The 18,999-nt window shown below is 38.8% G+C and carries 20 protein-coding genes; 9 read left to right on the top strand and 11 right to left on the bottom strand.

The genetic code is table 11. The features are described from left to right. Window positions 1–148: 148 nt before the first annotated feature. The 5 genes from accC to menB all read right to left on the bottom strand — a co-directional run bounded on the left by accC (window position 149) and on the right by menB (window position 4,713). Window positions 149–1,495, bottom strand: a complete 1,347-nt coding sequence (gene accC / locus AT683_RS00105) for an acetyl-CoA carboxylase biotin carboxylase subunit (RefSeq protein WP_050845851.1) — start codon at window positions 1,493–1,495, stop codon at window positions 149–151. Between the two features lie 176 nt (window positions 1,496–1,671). Beyond that, a complete protein-coding gene (gene accB, locus AT683_RS00110; protein WP_050845850.1) occupies window positions 1,672–2,139 on the bottom strand; it encodes an acetyl-CoA carboxylase biotin carboxyl carrier protein in 468 nt (155 codons plus the stop codon). A gap of 151 nt (window positions 2,140–2,290) precedes the next feature. Next, entirely contained in the window at window positions 2,291–2,740 is a 450-nt protein-coding gene (gene aroQ, locus AT683_RS09585) for a type II 3-dehydroquinate dehydratase (RefSeq protein WP_038440285.1), read from the bottom strand. Window positions 2,741–2,797: 57 nt separating this feature from the next. Beyond that, on the bottom strand, window positions 2,798–3,787 hold the full coding sequence (menC, locus tag AT683_RS09590) for an o-succinylbenzoate synthase (RefSeq protein WP_048950087.1): 990 nt from the start codon (window positions 3,785–3,787) through the stop codon (window positions 2,798–2,800). 68 nt (window positions 3,788–3,855) lie between these two features. Continuing rightward, entirely contained in the window at window positions 3,856–4,713 is an 858-nt protein-coding gene (gene menB, locus AT683_RS00125; protein WP_050845849.1) for a 1,4-dihydroxy-2-naphthoyl-CoA synthase, read from the bottom strand. 145 nt (window positions 4,714–4,858) lie between these two features. Here menB and AT683_RS00135 point away from each other — a divergent pair, with 145 nt between their 5' ends. After that, entirely contained in the window at window positions 4,859–5,425 is a 567-nt protein-coding gene (locus AT683_RS00135) for a DUF5358 domain-containing protein (protein WP_011272316.1), read from the top strand. Between the two features lie 71 nt (window positions 5,426–5,496). Here the strand turns inward: AT683_RS00135 and rpsT are convergent, their stop codons facing one another. Next, window positions 5,497–5,760, bottom strand: coding sequence for a 30S ribosomal protein S20 (gene rpsT, locus AT683_RS00140; RefSeq protein WP_011272315.1), 264 nt, complete (start codon window positions 5,758–5,760; stop codon window positions 5,497–5,499). 266 nt (window positions 5,761–6,026) lie between these two features. On the opposite strand from rpsT, the gene murJ reads away from it, so the two are divergent. From murJ to rlmC, 7 genes are all read left to right on the top strand, one after another. After that, window positions 6,027–7,601, top strand: a complete 1,575-nt coding sequence (gene murJ / locus AT683_RS00145; protein ID WP_044364463.1) for a murein biosynthesis integral membrane protein MurJ — start codon at window positions 6,027–6,029, stop codon at window positions 7,599–7,601. A 46-nt stretch (window positions 7,602–7,647) separates the two neighbouring features. Then, on the top strand, window positions 7,648–8,574 hold the full coding sequence (gene ribF, locus AT683_RS00150) for a bifunctional riboflavin kinase/FAD synthetase (RefSeq protein ID WP_005688371.1): 927 nt from the start codon (window positions 7,648–7,650) through the stop codon (window positions 8,572–8,574). Between the two features lie 28 nt (window positions 8,575–8,602). After that, window positions 8,603–11,428 (top strand): isoleucine--tRNA ligase, encoded by a 2,826-nt coding sequence (gene ileS, locus AT683_RS00155; protein ID WP_011272312.1) that lies wholly within the window; start codon window positions 8,603–8,605, stop codon window positions 11,426–11,428. Between the two features lie 116 nt (window positions 11,429–11,544). Continuing rightward, window positions 11,545–11,895, top strand: coding sequence for a purine nucleoside phosphoramidase (gene hinT, locus AT683_RS00160; RefSeq protein WP_005627389.1), 351 nt, complete (start codon window positions 11,545–11,547; stop codon window positions 11,893–11,895). After that, window positions 11,895–12,245, top strand: coding sequence for a YcfL family putative periplasmic lipoprotein (locus AT683_RS00165; protein WP_005647993.1), 351 nt, complete (start codon window positions 11,895–11,897; stop codon window positions 12,243–12,245). The genes hinT and AT683_RS00165 overlap by 1 nt, the downstream gene beginning before the upstream one ends. A gap of 3 nt (window positions 12,246–12,248) precedes the next feature. Continuing rightward, window positions 12,249–13,304 (top strand): beta-N-acetylhexosaminidase, encoded by a 1,056-nt coding sequence (gene nagZ, locus AT683_RS00170; protein WP_021034786.1) that lies wholly within the window; start codon window positions 12,249–12,251, stop codon window positions 13,302–13,304. Continuing rightward, window positions 13,297–14,472: a 23S rRNA (uracil(747)-C(5))-methyltransferase RlmC gene (rlmC, locus tag AT683_RS00175; protein WP_021034785.1), complete on the top strand. Its 1,176-nt coding sequence runs from the start codon at window positions 13,297–13,299 to the stop codon at window positions 14,470–14,472. Before nagZ ends, rlmC begins: the two co-directional genes overlap by 8 nt. Before the next feature lie 364 nt (window positions 14,473–14,836). On the opposite strand, the gene crp is transcribed toward rlmC, so the two are convergent. From crp to coaBC, 5 genes are read right to left on the bottom strand one after another with little or no spacing between them, the layout of a single operon-like run. Continuing rightward, a complete protein-coding gene (crp, locus tag AT683_RS00180) occupies window positions 14,837–15,511 on the bottom strand; it encodes a cAMP-activated global transcriptional regulator CRP (protein WP_005647998.1) in 675 nt (224 codons plus the stop codon). Beyond that, window positions 15,496–15,747 carry a YheU family protein gene (locus tag AT683_RS00185; RefSeq protein WP_005647999.1) on the bottom strand — a complete coding sequence of 84 codons (252 nt, stop codon included), beginning with the start codon at window positions 15,745–15,747 and terminating at the stop codon, window positions 15,496–15,498. Before AT683_RS00185 ends, crp begins: the two co-directional genes overlap by 16 nt. Before the next feature lie 21 nt (window positions 15,748–15,768). Then, entirely contained in the window at window positions 15,769–16,425 is a 657-nt protein-coding gene (gene slmA, locus AT683_RS00190; protein ID WP_005648000.1) for a nucleoid occlusion factor SlmA, read from the bottom strand. Window positions 16,426–16,428: 3 nt separating this feature from the next. Beyond that, the gene (dut, locus tag AT683_RS00195; protein WP_005631431.1) at window positions 16,429–16,884 is read right to left on the bottom strand and encodes a dUTP diphosphatase; all 456 of its coding nucleotides are present in this window, start codon (window positions 16,882–16,884) and stop codon (window positions 16,429–16,431) included. A gap of 47 nt (window positions 16,885–16,931) precedes the next feature. After that, on the bottom strand, window positions 16,932–18,134 hold the full coding sequence (coaBC, locus tag AT683_RS00200; protein WP_011272308.1) for a bifunctional phosphopantothenoylcysteine decarboxylase/phosphopantothenate--cysteine ligase CoaBC: 1,203 nt from the start codon (window positions 18,132–18,134) through the stop codon (window positions 16,932–16,934). A 162-nt stretch (window positions 18,135–18,296) separates the two neighbouring features. Between coaBC and radC the strand changes: the two genes are divergently transcribed. Further along, the gene (gene radC / locus AT683_RS00205; RefSeq protein WP_013526173.1) at window positions 18,297–18,962 is read left to right on the top strand and encodes a RadC family protein; all 666 of its coding nucleotides are present in this window, start codon (window positions 18,297–18,299) and stop codon (window positions 18,960–18,962) included. Window positions 18,963–18,999: the final 37 nt, after the last annotated feature.

Raw genomic sequence — 18,999 nt, forward strand, 5'->3', positions numbered from 1 at the left:
GCATATATCCTACGCTCCTTATACTTATTCATATTACAACTTTTTTGAATAATTCAAAATGTTTTGCTCGTTTTAGTTTTTATTATCATTAAATAAATATCGGAATATATAAAAAATGGCTAACCTTTGTTAGCCATTTAACGTTTAATTATTCATGCATACCTAATTTTTTCTCCAAATAGTGGATGTTTGTTCCACCTTTTTGGAAATTCTCATCTTCAAGAATTAATTCATGAAGTGGAATATTGGTTTTAATACCATCAATAATTGTTTCAGATAAAGCATTTTGCATACGACGGATTGCCACTTCACGTGTATCGCCGTAAGTGATAAGTTTTGCGATCATCGAGTCGTAATGTGGAGGCACAGTATAGCCGCCATAAACGTGAGAATCCCAACGAACGCCCAAACCGCCAGGCGAATGTAAGTGATTTACTTTGCCCGGAGATGGTAAGAATGTTTTTGGATCTTCTGCGTTAATGCGGCATTCTATTGCATGGCCTTTAACTTTAATGTCCTCTTGTTTAAAGGAAATTGGCAAGCCTGCCGCAATGCGCAATTGCTCTTTCACTAAATCTACACCTGTGATCATTTCTGTTACTGGGTGTTCTACTTGGATACGGGTATTCATTTCAATAAAGTAGAATTCGCCATTTTCATATAAGAATTCAAAGGTTCCCGCTCCGCGATAGCCGATTTCTACGCAAGCTTTTGCACAGCGTGAGCCAATATCGCGGCGAACTTCTTCTGTGATACCTGGCGCTGGTGCTTCTTCCACAACTTTTTGGTGACGACGCTGCATTGAGCAGTCGCGTTCAGCCAAATAAACCGCATTACCGTGAGTATCTGATAACACTTGAATTTCCACGTGACGTGGATTTTCTAAGTATTTTTCCATATAAACCATATCATTGTTGAATGCAGCTTTCGCTTCTGCTTTGGTCATCGCGATAGATTCTTCTAATGCGTCTTCGCTACGAACAACACGCATTCCTCGGCCACCGCCGCCGCCAGATGCTTTGATGATGATTGGATAACCAATACGTTTGGCGATTTCTTTATTTTTAGCAATATCATTACCTACAGGGCCATCCGAACCCGGTACACAAGGCACACCTGCTTTTTTCATTGCTTTAATAGCTGAAACTTTATCGCCCATTAAACGAATAACATCTGCAGTTGGGCCGATGAAAGTGAAACCTGAACGTTCAACTTGTTCAGCAAAGTCAGCGTTTTCAGATAAGAAACCGTATCCAGGATGAATTGCATCCGCACCTGTTACTTCGGCGGCAGCAATGATAGCTGGAATATTTAAATAACTTTTTGCGGAAGGTGCTGGACCGATACAAACGGTTTCATCAGCGAGTAAAACGTGTTTTAAATCACGATCAGCAGTGGAGTGAACTGCCACAGTTTTAATACCTAATTCTTTACAAGCACGTAAAATGCGTAGAGCAATTTCACCGCGGTTAGCAATCACAACTTTTTCTAACATAAAAGAGTCCGTTTAGTCAGATAGACGTGAATTTTTATGTAGGCTCTTGAAATATTGTTCTCCCTATAAAATTTGGCGTGAACAGATTTCAATTTATATCGCCTACGATAAATTCGCTCTAATTGTTTGTATATGAAATAGGCGGACTAAAGTCCGCCCGACAAAAATATTGGAAATTATTCAATAACGATTAATGGTTCGTTAAATTCAACGGCGTTACCGTCGTTGATAAGAATCGCTTTTACAACGCCAGCTTTGTCCGCTTCAATGCGGTTCATCATTTTCATTGCTTCAACGATACAAAGCGCATCGCCAACTTTCACTGATTGCCCCACTTCAACGAATGCTTTTGCTTCTGGGCTTGGGCTGCGATAGAAGGTTCCCACCATTGGAGAACGTACAAGATGGCCTGATAATTCATCCGATGCGGCTGGTGCGGATGTCGCAGCTGCTGGAACTTGAGCTGGTGCAGCGGCAGGAGTTGGTGCTACTACTGGTGCTGCAGCATATTGAACGGCTGCAGGAGCAATTACTGGCGCAGCACGGCTAATACGTACTGTACCCTCTTCTTCTTGCACTTCTAATTCAGTAATGCCCGATTCTTCTACTAATTCGATTAATTTTTTGATTTTACGAATGTCCATACGTTCTTCCTAAAAAGATTGAAATTTTAACCGCACTTTTAAAGGAAAAAGTGCGGTTATGAATAAACTTACTTTTGTGTTGCAAAGATTACCTTAATTTTTTCAAATTTGCGATAAAATTCTGTGAATTTCGCCAAAAATGCTCGATTTTCTATTTTTTAGCAAGGTAATCCATAGCAAATAAAAAGGCAAACTCGTAACCTTTTGCGCCCAAACCGCAAATAACAGCTTCAGCCACATCGCTAAAATAAGAATGATGACGAAATGGTTCACGTTTATGCACGTTAGATAAATGAATCTCCACAAAAGGAATTGAAACAGCTAAAAGTGCATCGCGCAATGCTACACTGGTATGGGTGTAAGCCGCAGGATTAATTAAAATAAAATCGACTTGTTGAAAACTTTCGTGGATCTTATTAATTAATTTTTCTTCACTATTGGCTTGAAAACATTCCACTTTTACATTGTGTTGAGTGGCTAAAGTTTGTATTTTCGCTTCAATGGATTCAAGAGAAATACTGCCATAATGTTTTGGCTCGCGAGCCCCTAACATATTTAAGTTCGGGCCATTTAACAGCAAAATTCTGTGTGTTTGCGACATTTTTAATCCTTTTTGTGTGGCGCATTATACTGGTTTTTTCGATTTTTGGTGGTCGAATCAGATAATTTTAGTGATAAATTCAGATTCTAAATCCACAATAGGTAAATTAGAACTAGGCCAAGCACGTAGTACCTGATATTCCATCAAATCTAAAGTATCTAAGCCTGGAGTTGCATTCGGAGTGTATTGTTGTGCAATTCGCGCGAGCTGAGAGAGCCCTAAACTGCTTTCGATACTTGAACTTATAACCGCTTTTAGGCCTAACGAATGTGCTTGGTTAATGAGCTCAGCACAACGTTGAATTGAACCAATTAAAGTGGGTTTGATGACGACAGCCGATAAGTGCGGTTCTTTTTCTAGACAAAAATTAGGCTCTCGCACGGATTCATCCCACGCAATAGCAATGTCGGTTTGAGCTGCAAATTCACGGCTGAGTTCTTGTGTTTTACAAGGTTCTTCTAAAAATTGAATACGTTTTCTATGTTGCAGTTTGACTTGAGCGGCAAACTGTAACGCTTTTTCTAACGACCAATGGCGGTTTGCATCAAGCCGTAATTGTAAATCAGGAATGGCTTCTAAAAACATATCGGCAATTAATCCATCGCGATTGGCTTCGTATATGCCCACTTTCATCTTTGCCACCTTTTCGCCTTCCATGCTCGCAAGTTTGGCGTACAATTCATCTGGATCGCCATAACAAAGTGGTGCTGTATGGTAATTGCCTTCAGCTTGTAAATAACCTTTCATTTCATCCATTGCGCAACTGATACCAAAAGCAACGGAGGGATAGGTGCCATCTAATGGTACGCGAGGTGCGTCACAGCTTGCATTGCACCATGTTGTTAGCCATTCAATTGCTTGTTCTTGAGCTTGGTCTAAGGTTTCTTCGCTAAAACCAGGTAGCGGAGCGATTTCTCCCCAACCGTCTCGGCTGCAACTCACTCTTACGATTAAGCCTTCACGGCGTTTTAAAAAACGATCACGCAGAATAAGTTGGCTATCAACGGGGATGGAATAACGGTAAAGATTAAATGATTTTTCAGCCATGCTTGCTCTCAATACAAAAGTGCGGTCAAAATTCACGAAGATTTTTAACCGCACTTTAGAACGATAAATTAAGGGTTACGTCTGAATTTACTGAAGTCTGGGGCGCGTTTTTCGTTAAACGCATTGCGACCTTCTTGACCCTCTTCAGTCATATAGAACAACATTGTTGCGTTACCCGCTAATTCTTGAAGACCAGCTTGACCATCACAATCCGCATTTAATGCTGCTTTCAAACAACGGATTGCGATTGGGCTATTGCGTAACATTTCACGACACCAACGCACGGTTTCTTTTTCAAGATCAGCGTAAGGCACAACCGTATTGACTAAGCCCATGTCTAATGCTTCTTGTGCATTATATTGACGGCATAAGAACCAAATTTCACGCGCTTTTTTCTGCCCCACTAAACGAGCCATATAGCTTGCGCCCCAACCGCCATCGAATGAACCGACTTTTGGCCCAGTTTGCCCGAAAATGGCATTTTCAGCAGCAATCGTTAAGTCGCAAAGCATATGTAATACATGACCGCCACCAATTGCATAACCAGCCACCATTGCTACAACTGGTTTTGGACAAGAACGAATATCGCGTTGGAAATCTAATACATTTAAGTGATGTACGCCGCTGTCATCTTTGTAACCACCGTAATTGCCACGCACTTTTTGGTCACCACCAGAACAGAATGCTTTTTCGCCTTCGCCAGTTAATACAATGACACCAATGTTTTCATCGAAACGTGCATCGGAAAATGCAGTGATCATTTCTTTCACTGTTTGTGGGCGGAACGCATTACGAACTTCTGGGCGGTTAATGGTAATTTTTGCAATGCCATCAGTGGATTTATGATAGCGAATATCGCTATAGCCTTCACTGTGATCGACCCATTCAACAGGCGCATATAACACATCATCTTTTAGATTTTGCATAAGAATTCCTTTTAATTAACGTAAAAAAGTGCGGTCATTATAGCGGAAGTTTTTCAGATCAGGAAAACTAAATTCATTTGCTGCTTTATCTGTTGTGAAGATATTGCTAGAATTTTGTGCATTCTCACTTTTATAAGGATCAAATGTGAAATTAATTGCAACCTTAGGTATGGCAGCATTGCTGTCTGGCTGTTCAATGTTTGATAGTCAACAATCCGCAATTCCAGCGGAATTTGCTGGGGCTGATTACCAACTTTCCGATCAACATGCAAAACAATGGGCGATTGCAAGTAAGCAAGTAGAACAATGCGTTTACCCAAATTTAACTCGAATTTTGCAACAGCATTTTTCAAAAGAAGATAGCTATATTCACTCACAATATGTCTTTTTCTATCCGTTGGAAAAAATTATTGGCGAACAATATGTGAAGATTATCCAAGCCGATGAAAAATCAATGAATTATGCAAGCTATCAGTTTAAAAAATTCCGTACCAAAGTGAGCAATGTTGAACCTTTAACTAAACAGTCTTGTTTGAAGTTGCGTAACGAAGCGCACGATGATTTGGCTGTCGTGAAAGGTCAATATAAAAATGGTATGGTGGAAGTGCAAAAAAATGAAGATGGCACACCAAAAAATTCTGATGGCATTGCAACCAATCAAAATAAATTCTTCTTTGATATTATCAAATGGGGATCGATGTTGTTACTTTAGTCTAAAATTCGATGCAATAAAAAACCGCACTTTAAAGTGCGGTTTTATTTTTCATTCTTTCTAGCTAAAAATTACGCTAATTTTTTGATTTGTGCAGCTAATTTAGATTTGTGGTTTGCTGCTTTATTAGCGTGGATTAAGCCTTTAGAAGCCATACGGTCTACAACTTTTTGCATTTCAACGAATGCTGATTCAGCTGCTGATTTTTCGCCTGCTGCCACTTGAGCATATACTTTTTTGATATAAGTACGCATCATAGAGCGTTGGCTTGCGTTGTGTTGGCGACGTTTTTCAGATTGAACCGCGCGTTTTTTTGCTGACTTGATATTAGCCAAGGTCAAACTCCTAAAATTTCTGTTGATTGATAGACAAAATAAAGGGCGTCAATATGCCGATTTTTTATACTTTTGTCAATGGAAAATTTGTGTTGATTTCGGTGAGACACAACCGAAAGTAAGTATCGTTATTTTTACAAGCTCTTTCAATATAGGCTCACACAAACGATGTGCGGCGGATTTTATCAGTTTTTTTTCACGGAATATAGCGTAAAAACAAAATTTCTATACAATTAGGCAAAAATTTTAGGCTTGAGAAGAATATTTTGAGTAAACGACTTTTAAAATCTAGCATTGTTGTTAGTTCTATGACTTTATTATCAAGAGTGTTAGGTCTTGTGCGCGATGTAGTTATCGCTCATCTCATTGGGGCTGGCGCTGCGGCGGATGTTTTTTTATTTGCTAATCGTATCCCAAATTTTCTTCGTCGTTTATTTGCTGAAGGGGCCTTTTCTCAGGCTTTTGTCCCTGTTCTCGCAGAATATCAACAATCTGGCGATATGAATAAAACCCGTGAATTTATTGGAAAAGTTTCTGGTACCCTTGGGGGATTGGTGAGTATTGTTACGATCCTTGCGATGGTTGGATCGCCTGTCGTTGCCGCTTTATTTGGGATGGGCTGGTTTACCGATTGGATGAATGATGGCCCTGATGCACATAAATTTGAACAAGCCTCTCTTCTTCTTAAAATAACTTTTCCTTATTTATGGTTTGTTACTTTTGTGGCATTTTCTGGTTCTGTGCTTAACACGATTGGAAAATTCGGCGTGATGTCCTTTTCACCCGTGTTATTAAATATAGCGATGATTGCCACCGCACTTTTCCTTGCACCACAAATGGATAACCCAGATCTTGCACTGGCTATCGGGATTTTTCTTGGCGGATTATTACAGTTCTTATTCCAAATTCCATTTATGAAACAAGCTGGTTTACTGGTGAAACCAAAATGGGCTTGGCGGGATGAAGGCGTAACCAAAATTCGTAAATTAATGATCCCTGCGTTATTTGGTGTATCGGTAAGTCAAATTAATCTTTTGCTGGATACAGTGATTGCGAGCTTCTTAATGACGGGCTCTATTAGCTGGTTGTATTATTCCGACCGCTTACTGGAATTTCCTCTCGGTTTATTTGGCATTGCGATTTCTACCGTAATTTTACCAACGCTTGCTCGCCACCACGTCAATCGTGAAGGCGATTCAGATAAAAGTGCGGTTGATTTTCGTAATACAATGGATTGGGGCGTGCGAATGATTTTATTACTTGGCGTTCCTGCTGCCATTGGTATTGCTGTATTGGCTCAGCCAATGTTACTTACGCTCTTTATGCGTGGAAATTTTATGCTAAATGATGTTTATGCCGCCTCTTATTCTTTATGGGCGTTTAATGCGGGTTTGCTTAGCTTTATGTTGATTAAAATCCTCGCCAATGGCTATTACGCTCGCCAAGATACCAAAACCCCAGTAAAAATCGGCATTATTGCCATGGTGAGTAATATGGGCTTTAACCTATTGGCAATTCCTTTCAGTTATGTGGGTTTAGCTATTGCTTCAGCGATGTCCGCAACTCTTAACGCCTATTTGCTCTATCGCGGCTTAGCCAAAGCGGATGTGTACCATTTTTCACGTAAAAGTGCGGTCTTTTTTGTCAAAGTTTTATTGGCAGCAATCACAATGGGTGCGGCAGTTTGGTATTACGTGCCTGAAATCAACCAATGGGCGAAAATGGATTTCTTTATGCGTGTTTATTGGCTTGTTTGGTTGATTGTCTTAGCCGCGATAGTTTATGGCACAACGTTGATTTTATTAGGCGTTCGCAAGCACCATTTGCTGACAAAAAACTAACTTCTCGCTATAATGCCGAAATTCTCTTATTTTCATGGATAAGGACATGCAATTAATTCGTGGGCTTCATAATGCAAATCGTGTTTTACAAGGTTGTGCGCTAACGATCGGCAACTTTGATGGTGTGCATTTAGGGCATCAAGCAGTCCTCCGCCATTTACGCCAAAAAGCTGACGAATTAAATTTACCCATGGCGGTATTGTTATTTGAATCTCAGCCGCGTGAATATTTTATGGGGGAAAATGCACCTGCGCGTTTAATGCGTTTGCGTGACAAAATTTATTATCTCGAAAAGGCTAAGGTCGATGTCGTAATTGTGGCGAAATTTGACCGCACTTTTGCTGAACAACCAGCTGATGTTTTTATTGAACAAACGCTTGTTAATCATCTACATGTGAAATTTTTAAGTATTGGCGATGATTTCAAATTCGGCTCAAAACGCCAAGGTAATTTTGCCATGTTGCAAGCAGCTAGTAAGCGTTTTGGTTTTATTGTTGAAGATAACCGTAGTTTTTGTCTAGATGCACAGCGAATTAGTAGCACGGCAATTCGCGAAGCGTTAGCGAATGATGACTTACAACTTGCAGAAAATTTACTCGGTAAACCTTATCGTATTTTCGGGCGTGTGATTCATGGAAATAAATTAGGCAGAACAATAGGATTTCCAACGGCCAATATTCGTTTGCATAGACAAGTAAATCCAATCAAAGGCGTTTATGCCGTAAAAGTGCGGTTAAAATCGGGGGAGATTTTTAACGGCGTGGCAAACATGGGAAAACGTCCAACTATAAATGGATTAATGCAATTATTAGAAGTCCATTTATTTGATTTTTCTCAGAATATTTATGGCCAAATGGTGGAAGTGGAATTCTGCCACAAGATTAGAAACGAGATTAAATTCCCGTCTTTTGATGATTTGAAAGTGCAAATTGAGAAAGATGTAGAAACTGCGAAAGCGTTTTTTAACAGTTAATTTTAAAATGTAAAAATTGGAAAATAAAATGACAGTCGATTACAAAAACACTCTTAACCTACCGGAAACCAGCTTTCCAATGCGCGGTGATTTAGCTAAGCGCGAACCTGATATGTTGAAAAATTGGTACGAGAAAAATCTTTACCAAAAAATTCGTAAAGCGAGTAAGGGCAAAAAATCTTTTATTCTGCACGATGGCCCTCCGTATGCGAATGGTAACATTCATATTGGTCACGCTGTAAACAAGATTCTGAAAGATATTATTATTAAATCCAAAACGGCGTTAGGTTTTGATTCGCCTTATATCCCGGGTTGGGACTGCCACGGCTTGCCAATTGAATTAAAAGTAGAAGGTTTAGTGGGCAAACCAAACGAGAAAATTTCTGCGGCTGAATTTCGTCAAAAATGTCGTGAATATGCCTCGGAACAAGTAGAAGGTCAGAAAAAAGACTTTATCCGTTTAGGTGTGTTGGGCGATTGGGATAATCCATATCTCACGATGAATTTCGATACCGAAGCGAATATTATCCGCACTTTAGGTAAAGTGATTGAAAATGGTCATTTGTATAAAGGCTCAAAACCAGTTCACTGGTGTTTGGATTGCGGTTCTTCTTTAGCAGAAGCAGAAGTGGAATATGAAGACAAAGTTTCTCCGTCAATTTACGTTCGTTTCCCTGCGGAAAGTGCGGTTGAAATTGAAGCTAAATTTTCTGCACAAGGTAGAGGACAAGGTAAATTATCAGCCATCATTTGGACTACCACACCTTGGACGATGCCGTCTAACCGTGCGATTGCGGTGAATGCAGACTTAGAATACAACTTAGTCCAACTTGGCGATGAGCGCGTGATTTTAGCTGCTGAATTAGTTGAGTCAGTGGCAAAAGCGGTGGGCGTAGAACAAGTTGAAATTCTGGGTTCTGTAAAAGGTGCTGATCTTGAATTAAGCCGTTTCCATCATCCATTCTATGATTTTACTGTACCAGTAATTTTAGGCGATCACGTAACCACTGATGGCGGCACGGGTTTAGTACATACCGCACCTGATCACGGTTTAGACGACTTTATCGTGGGTAAACAATATGATTTACCAATGGCGGGTCTTGTATCGAATGATGGTAAATTTATTTCAACGACCGAATTCTTTGCAGGCAAAGGCGTATTTGAAGCAAATCCGCTTGTGATAGAAAAATTACAAGAAGTAGGTAACTTATTAAAAGTTGAGAAAATCAAACACAGCTATCCACACTGCTGGCGTCACAAAACGCCAATTATTTTCCGTGCAACACCGCAATGGTTTATCGGCATGGAAACGCAAGGTTTACGCCAACAAGCATTAGGCGAAATCAAACAAGTTCGCTGGATTCCAGATTGGGGTCAAGCACGTATCGAGAAAATGGTTGAAAACCGCCCAGACTGGTGTATTTCACGCCAACGTACTTGGGGTGTGCCGATGACCTTGTTCGTGCATAAAGAAACCGAAGAACTTCATCCGCGTACCTTAGAGCTACTTGAAGAAGTGGCGAAACGTGTAGAAAGAGCGGGTATTCAAGCGTGGTGGGATTTAGACGAAAAAGAATTATTAGGGGCGGATGCAGAAACCTATCGCAAAGTGCCAGATACCCTTGACGTATGGTTTGACTCAGGATCAACCTATTCTTCTGTTGTTGCAAATCGCCTAGAATTTAATGGTCAAGATATTGATATGTATTTAGAAGGTTCCGACCAACACCGTGGCTGGTTTATGTCTTCTTTAATGCTTTCTACTGCAACAAACAGCAAAGCACCATACAAGCAAGTATTAACTCACGGTTTCACTGTGGATGGTCAAGGCCGTAAGATGTCAAAATCTATCGGTAACATAGTGACGCCACAAGAAGTCATGGATAAATTCGGTGGTGATATTTTACGTTTATGGGTTGCTTCAACAGACTATACAGGCGAAATGACCGTTTCTGATGAGATCTTAAAACGTGCAGCGGACAGCTATCGTCGTATTCGTAACACCGCTCGTTTCTTATTAGCAAACTTGAATGGTTTTGATCCAAAACGTGATTTAGTCAAACCAGAAGAAATGATTAGCCTAGATCGTTGGGCGGTAGCTTGTGCATTAGATGCACAAAATGAAATTAAAGATGCATACGATAACTATCAATTCCACACTGTGGTACAACGTTTAATGCGTTTCTGTTCGGTAGAAATGGGGTCATTCTATTTAGATATTATCAAAGATCGTCAATATACAACCAAAGCAGACAGCCTTGCGCGTCGTAGCTGTCAAACTGCGTTATGGCATATTGCTGAAGCATTAGTTCGTTGGATGGCACCGATCTTATCTTTCACTGCCGATGAAATTTGGCAACACTTGCCACAAACTGAAAGTGCTCGTGCGGAATTCGTATTTACTGAAGAATTCTATCAAGGCTTATTTGGTTTAGGCGAGGATGAAAAATTAGATGATGCTTACTGGCAACAACTGATTAAAGTTCGTTCAGAAGTAAACCGTGTATTAGAAATTTCTCGTAACAATAAAGAAATAGGCGGCGGTTTAGAAGCAGAAGTGACCGTTTATGCTAATGACGAATATCGTGCATTGTTAGCACAATTAGGTAATGAATTACGTTTCGTATTAATTACCTCAAAAGTAGATGTAAAATCTTTATCGGAAAAACCTGCTGATTTAGCGGACAGCGAATTAGAGGGTATTGCGGTAAGCGTAACACGTTCTAACGCAGAAAAATGCCCTCGTTGCTGGCATTATTCTGACGAAATTGGGGTAAGCCCAGGACATCCAACACTTTGTGCACGTTGTGTAGAAAATGTAGTGGGCAATGGAGAAGTTCGATACTTTGCATAATTAAATTCATTGTAAAACAAAAAGTGCGATTGATTTGCTCTGTCCTTAAAAGTTAGACTAAATAAGCAACAATTATGGACAGGTTAATTCGCCGCACTTTTTATAGGGAGCAAACAATGGCAGAAGAAACAATTTTTAGTAAAATTATCCGTAAAGAAATTCCGGCAAATATCGTCTATCAAGATGAATTAGTCACTGCATTTCGTGATATTTCCCCTCAAGCTAAAACACATATTTTGATTATTCCAAATAAAGTCATTCCCACAGTGAATGATGTGACGGAGCAAGATGAAGTAGCGCTAGGTCGATTATTTAGCGTAGCGGCTAAACTCGCTAAAGAAGAAGGTGTTGCGGAAGATGGTTACCGCCTAATTGTGAATTGTAATAAACATGGTGGGCAAGAAGTATTCCATTTACATATGCATTTAGTTGGTGGAGAACCTTTAGGTAGAATGTTAGCGAAATAATGAAAAAATATTTTCTAATTTTAGCGAGCTTCATGCTCGTGGCTTGTTCAAGTTCAGAACAAAACTTAACTTATTCAACAAAGCCGATTTTGAATATTACGTCGTCTCTTTCGCCTTTGATTCAAGTTGAAACGACTCAAAAATCAGCGGTTATAAAAAATAAAAGTCAGCAACTTTTGAATATAAGTTACCATTTGTATTGGTACGATCATTTAGGGGTAACCCAAATTTGGGAAAATCAGCAAGAAAGCTATTCCGCTCAATTTTTGCTAAAACCACAAGAGCAAAAATCAATTGATTTAACTAAACCTACTGTAGAAAGTAAAAATTATCGCCTTTATTTAAAATAATTTATGAGCTCGTTGTTAATTGATTTAAACGGAAAAGAGTTGGAACAAGAGGAAGTTGAGTTACTTTCTCACCCTCTTGTTGCAGGATTAATTTTATTTACTCGAAATTTTGAAAACAGAGAACAAATTCAAGAATTAATTCGTTCTGTTCGCCAACGAGTGAAAAAGCCTTTATTAATTACGGTGGATCAAGAAGGTGGACGAGTTCAACGTTTCCGTGATGGATTTACAATGTTGCCTTCAATGCAGGCTTTTCAAGAAACTCTGTCAGCAACTGAACAAGTGAGTTTTGCTAAAGAAGCAGGTTGGCAAATGGCAGCAGAAATGATTGCCTTGGATATTGACTTGAGTTTTGCTCCTGTGTTGGATTTGGGGCATGAATGTCGAGCGATTGGCGATCGCAGTTTTTCATCTGATATAAAAAGTGCGGTAAATTTAGCCACCGCTTTTATTGATGGTATGCATCAAGCAGGTATGGCATCTACAGGTAAACATTTTCCCGGTCATGGCCATGTATTAGCCGATTCTCATTTAGAAACACCTTATGATGATCGCACAAAAGACGAAATTTTTAGTTTCGATCTCCAACCTTTCCAACAGTTGATTTCACAAAATAAACTCGATGCGATTATGCCTGCTCACGTAATTTATTCGCAATGTGATAGTCAGCCTGCAAGTGGTTCAAAATATTGGTTGAAAGAAATTTTACGCAAGAAATTAAATTTCCAAGGTACAATTTTTTCCGATGATCTAGGAATGAAAGGCGCGGGAGTAATGGGGAATTTTGTAGAGCGTAGTAAAAAAGCACTCAATGCAGGTTGCGATCTTTTATTACTGTGTAATGAACGTGAGGGTGTCATTCAAGTATTAGATAATCTAAAACTTACTGAAAATCAACCGCACTTTATGGCTCGTCAAGCTCGCTTACAAAGTTTATTTAAACGTAGAGTGATTAATTGGAACGACTTAATTTCAGATCAACGTTGGAGACTTAATTATCAAAAATTAGCTGATATTCAAAGCCGTTGGTTAGACATTCAGGCAGCAAAAAATGATTGATTGTCGATACTATCAACAAAATAAATGTCGTTCTTGCCAATTGCTTGAAATACCTTATAGTCAGCAGCTAACTGAAAAACAATATCATTTAAAGCAGCAACTGATTTCTATTAATTACGATGAAGCTCAATGGGTGGCTCCTTTTCAATCTAATGAACAAGGCTTTCGTAATAAAGCTAAAATGGTTGTTAGTGGTAGTGTTGAACGCCCGATACTTGGCATTTTAAAAAATAATGATCCACAAAGTGCGATTGATTTGTGTGATTGTCCTCTTTATCCTACACATTTTTCAGCAATTTTTTCAATTCTCAAAGATTTTATTGGTCGCGCAGGTTTAGTACCTTATAACATTGCTAAACAAAAAGGCGAGCTTAAATATATTTTGCTGACAGAAAGTATCGCGACGGAAAAATTGATGTTGCGTTTTGTGTTACGTACAGAAAATAAATTGCCATTAATTCGTCGAGAATTGCCCAAATTATTGGAAAAATTACCGCACTTAGAAGTGATTAGTATTAATTTACAACCACAGCACGCGGCTATTTTAGAGGGCGAACAAGAAATTTTTCTGACAGAACAACAATTTTTGCCTGAAAATTTTAACGGTATTCCACTCTTTATTCGTCCACAAGGCTTCTTTCAAACTAACCCTAAAGTGGCTGCAGGTTTATATGCAACCGCTCAACAATGGGTGGCTGAATTCCCTATTTATAACCTGTGGGATTTATTTTGTGGCGTAGGGGGATTTGGCTTACATTGTGCTAAAGCGTTGCAGGAAAAATGGGGAAAACCCATTAAATTAACAGGAATTGAAATTTCTTCCTCTGCTATTTTGGCAGCCAGTCATTCTGCGAAAATATTAGGTTTAGAACATGTAAATTTCCAATCTCTAGATGCAGCAAGCGTGATTGAAAATAAAAATAAAAATAAGCCAGATCTTGTGATTGTAAATCCGCCGCGTCGTGGAATTGGAAAGGAATTAAGTGAATTTCTCAACCAAATTCAACCGCACTTTATCTTGTATTCCAGCTGTAATGCCATGACAATGGGTAAAGATTTACAGCATCTAACTTGTTATAAACCATTGAAAATTCAACTTTTTGATATGTTTCCGCAAACATCTCACTATGAAGTATTAGTTTTACTAGAAAGAAAAAAGATTAATTAAGGTAAGCTAGAAAAGGCTAGGGAATTTGAAAGAAGGGTGGTGGAACTAAGCAGAATTGGTCTTAACAGCAAGTGGCTTACTGCACGCATCCCTGCGGGATTTCTACCCAGTCCACCATAGATTAAAAAATGCATCTCGGTGTTCTAGCTTTTGCAGCATAAAACTATGCAATAAGGTTTAAACCTTTAAAGCCACTATATCAGGAGACCAATCCTGTCTTCCTACAATATCCGTAAGAATTGGAGCAATGATAAAATCCTTTATATTAATTGTCAATTAATGTTTTGAATATTATTTCCAATTAAACAAAAACCACCCAAATTAATTTCGGATGGTTTTATTTTGAATAAATTATGATGAAAAATTATCTTGCGCCATATACAACGATTGTTTTTCCATGAGCGTGGATAAGATTCTGATCCTCCAACATCTTAATAATGCGCCCCACAGTTTCTCGTGAACAACCCACCATTTGCCCTATTTCTTGGCGTGTAATTTTGATTTGCATACCATCAGGATGCGTCATTGCTTCAGGCTGTTTAGCTAAGTTCATTAAAGTTTGAGCGATGCGACCTGCGACGTCTAAAAATGCCAAATTCGTGACTTGACGTGATGTATTTTGCAAACGTCTTGCCAATTGTGCAGTGAGAAACATTAAGATTTCAGGGTTTGCCTGAATCAACTGGCGATATTTCTTATAGGAAATTTCAGCAATTTCACATGTTGTTTTTGTTTTTACCCAAGCTGATCGTTTTGAACCTTCATCAAATAATCCCGCTTCGCCAAAAAATTGTCCTGCTCCTAAGTAAGTGAGGATCATCTCTTTGCCTTCATCATCTTTTGAAGATACCATTACAGAACCTTTAATTACATAATACAGCGTGGTCGCATCTTCCCCAGCATGAATTAAAGTTGATTTTGCAGGATATTTATGCAAATGGCAATGAGTAAGAAACCAATCTAAAACGGGATCTCGTTGAGTTGCTTCTTCTTGAGAGGAGGTTACAACTTCATCAATTTCGGTTAATTCATTTGACATTCTTGCTCCTTACATTCCTGTTTCAAAAATTCCGTTTTATTTTTGATGTCAATGGATTCATGTAATTCAGACCATACAATCAACGCAATTCCATTGCGAATTTGAGTCAGTAAAAGTTGTTTTTTCTGGTTGAGTGAAAGTTCTTCTATACCGTAATCGGTTCCTTCGCGTAAAATCACGCTTTCTACGATATTATCTAATGTTTCTGCTTCCAGTTCTTGCCAAGGAATAATCATATATTTACTCGGTAAAGTCAATTAGGCAAAAAGTGGCTCGATAAAACGCCATTGTTGTTCAAAAGACTGACTTGAATTCAGACGGAAATTTGTACGAACATAGCGCATAAATTGTCCTTCGCAGAGTGTCACTAAATGTGAGGCAATTATACGTTCATCCACGTTGAAAGCACGCCCTTCACGTAATTTACGCATTTGCAAAATATTGACAAACTGCATCTCAAGACGATCGAAAAATTGTGCCACACGTGCTTGTAATTGCGCTTCTTCAAACATTAACGCGTGACCTGTTAGAACACGTGTTAAGCCGGGATTTTTTCGAGCAAAATCCAAAATTGTTTGTAAAATGTCGTGAATGCGATTCATTGTTTGAGTTTCGTTACGCATTGACGCTGTAATTCGGCTCAGCAAAGTACTTTCAATATGTTCAATTAGTGCTTCAAACATTTTTGTTTTGCTTGGAAAGTAACGATATAACGCAGCTTCCGACACACCAACTTCTTTTGCTAGACGAGCGGTTGTCATTCTTTCCATTCCACGTTCAGAATGAAGCATATGTATCAATACTGTAAGCACTTGCTGACGACGTTCTTTTACCGTTCTTTTTTCAATTTTCGGTGTTTCAATTTTAGGCGCAATTTCTTCTACGCCTGATAAAGATAATTGTTCTTCTACCATAAATTATTGTTTACCTGAATGACCGAAACCGCCTTCTCCACGTTCGGTTTGTTGAAAATCTTCTACAATATTAAATTCAGCTTGTACTACTGGCACGAAAACAAGTTGAGCAATACGATCGCCGACTTCAATTTTGAATGGTTCATTTCCACGGTTCCACATTGATACCATTAATGGCCCTTGATAATCGGAGTCAATTAATCCCACAAGGTTTCCTAACACAATGCCGTGTTTATGGCCAAGACCCGAGCGAGGCAAAATCACGGCAGCTAAATTGGGATCCGCAATATAAATTGATAGCCCTGTCGGAATTAATTTGGTTTCGCCTGGTTGAATTTCAAAGCTTTCATCGATCAACGCACGTAAATCAAGACCTGCTGAACCTTCAGTTGCGTAAGTTGGCAGAGGAAATTCATTTCCAATGCGAGAATCTAAAATTTTTACGTCAATTTTTTTCATTTAATACTCCGTTTGAAATTCATTTTTAGGTAAAAGTGCGGTTGGAATTATAAGGTTTTTTGATAGCGTTCGATGATTTCATTGACTAAATCAGCGGCAAGTTCTACTTTTGATTTTAGCGATAATTTTTTATGACCATTTTTCCAAAAAAGCTGCAAGGCATTTTCATCCGCGTTAAAAACTTGTCCGCCAGATACATCGTTGGCACAAATCATATCAAGATTTTTGCGTTCAAGTTTATCTTTTGCATAATCATCAATATTTTGGGTTTCGGCTGCAAATCCAACAGTAAAAGGACGATGTGTTTTTAAATGTCCTACATCTGAGATAATATCGGGATTTTTAATTAACTTGATAGATATTTCATCGCCAGATTTTTTGATTTTTTGTTCTGCAACTTCAGCTACTCTGTAATCAGCAACAGCCGCACAACCAATAAAAATTTGATTTTTTACCGCACTTTCAAGAGAGGCTTGCCACATTTCTTGTGCTGAGATGACATTAATTCGATTTACATTTTTTGGTGTTGTTAAATTCACTGGGCCTGAAATCAGTGTGACGTTTGCCCCACGTTTGGCAAATGCTTCAGCAATCGCAAATCCCATTTTCCCTGAACTATGGTTAGAAATATAACGAACGGGATCGATTGCCTCACGCGTTGGGCCTGCTGTAATGGCGACATTTAATCCTTGTAGATCTTGTTTTTGAGAGAAAAAGTCAGAAAGTGCGGTAAAAATTTCCTCTGGTTCTGACATACGCCCTTTCCCCATATCGCCGCAAGCTTGAAAACCACTATTGGGGCCGATAAGCTCAATCCCACGTGTTTGAAGAGTCGTTAAATTTTGTTGAGTAATGGATTGGTGATACATCTGCTGATTCATTGCTGGCACAAGAAAAATTGGCGCATCAGTTGCAAGACAAATTGTTGAAAGTAAATCATTCGCCATGCCTACAGTAAGACGGGCAATAAAGTCTGCACTAGCTGGCGCAATAATAATGGCATCAGCCCATTTGGCAAGTTCAATATGCCCCATTGCCAGCTCTGCTTGTGGATCAAGTAAAGATTGCGATACAGCATTGCCAGAAATGGCTTGAAGTGTCAAAGGAGTAACAAATTCTGCTGCAGCTGGGGTTAATACTACACGTACTTCAGCTTCTGCTTTGCGTAATAAACGAATCAACTCTATTGTTTTATAGGCTGCAATGCCGCCCGTAATACCGACGACAACACGTTTTCCGTTTAAATTCATTTTCTTCCCTTGTTAGTACTTAACCACAATTTCGTTATTTTACTTTAATTTTATTGAATGCCCAACGCTATTTTTACGATATGCATCGCAGATTTTGAATCACTTGCTCGTCAAACCTAAAAAGTGCGGTCAAAATCTTTCTTATTTTTCTTTTATAAATATATGGAAAACAATGATGAATTAATGCCACGGGAAAAATTGCTGGCATTCGGAGCAAAAGCATTAAGTGATTATGAACTACTTGCGATTTTTTTACGTACTGGTATCAAAGATTGTCCTGTTATGTCACTTTCTAAAAATGTATTAACGCATTTTGGCTCCTTGCACGCTTTACTTTCCGCAGATAAAAAAGCTTTCTGTTCTGTAAAAGGCTTAGGTATTACGCAATTTATTCAACTGCAAGCGATTACGGAAATGACCAAGCGTTATTTAAAGCAAGAGATGTTAAGTACGCCGATTATTAATGATCTTGAAACGGTAAAACTTTTTTTACTCACTGAATTGCAACACGAGGAAAGAGAAGTATTTATGGTTTTATTTTTAGATAATCAACATCGTTTGATTAAAAAAGAGCGGTTATTTTTAGGTACAATTAATGTATCAGCGGTTTATCCGCGAGAAATTATTAAAGAAGCACTCTATTGTAATGCGGCAGCTTTAATTTTGGCACATAATCATCCTTCAGGTATAACGGAGCCGAGTTATTCGGATCAACTTATTACTAAAAAAATTCAAGATGCGGCTGAACTAATGGAAATTCGCGTGCTTGATCATTTAATTGTAGGGAAAAGCGATTGTTATTCTTTCGCGGAGAATTGTTTATTATAAATTTTTATAATATTGACCATTTTTTTACCGATTACAT

This window comes from Haemophilus influenzae (genome assembly GCF_001457655.1).
Classification (GTDB): Bacteria; Pseudomonadota; Gammaproteobacteria; order Enterobacterales; family Pasteurellaceae; genus Haemophilus; species Haemophilus influenzae.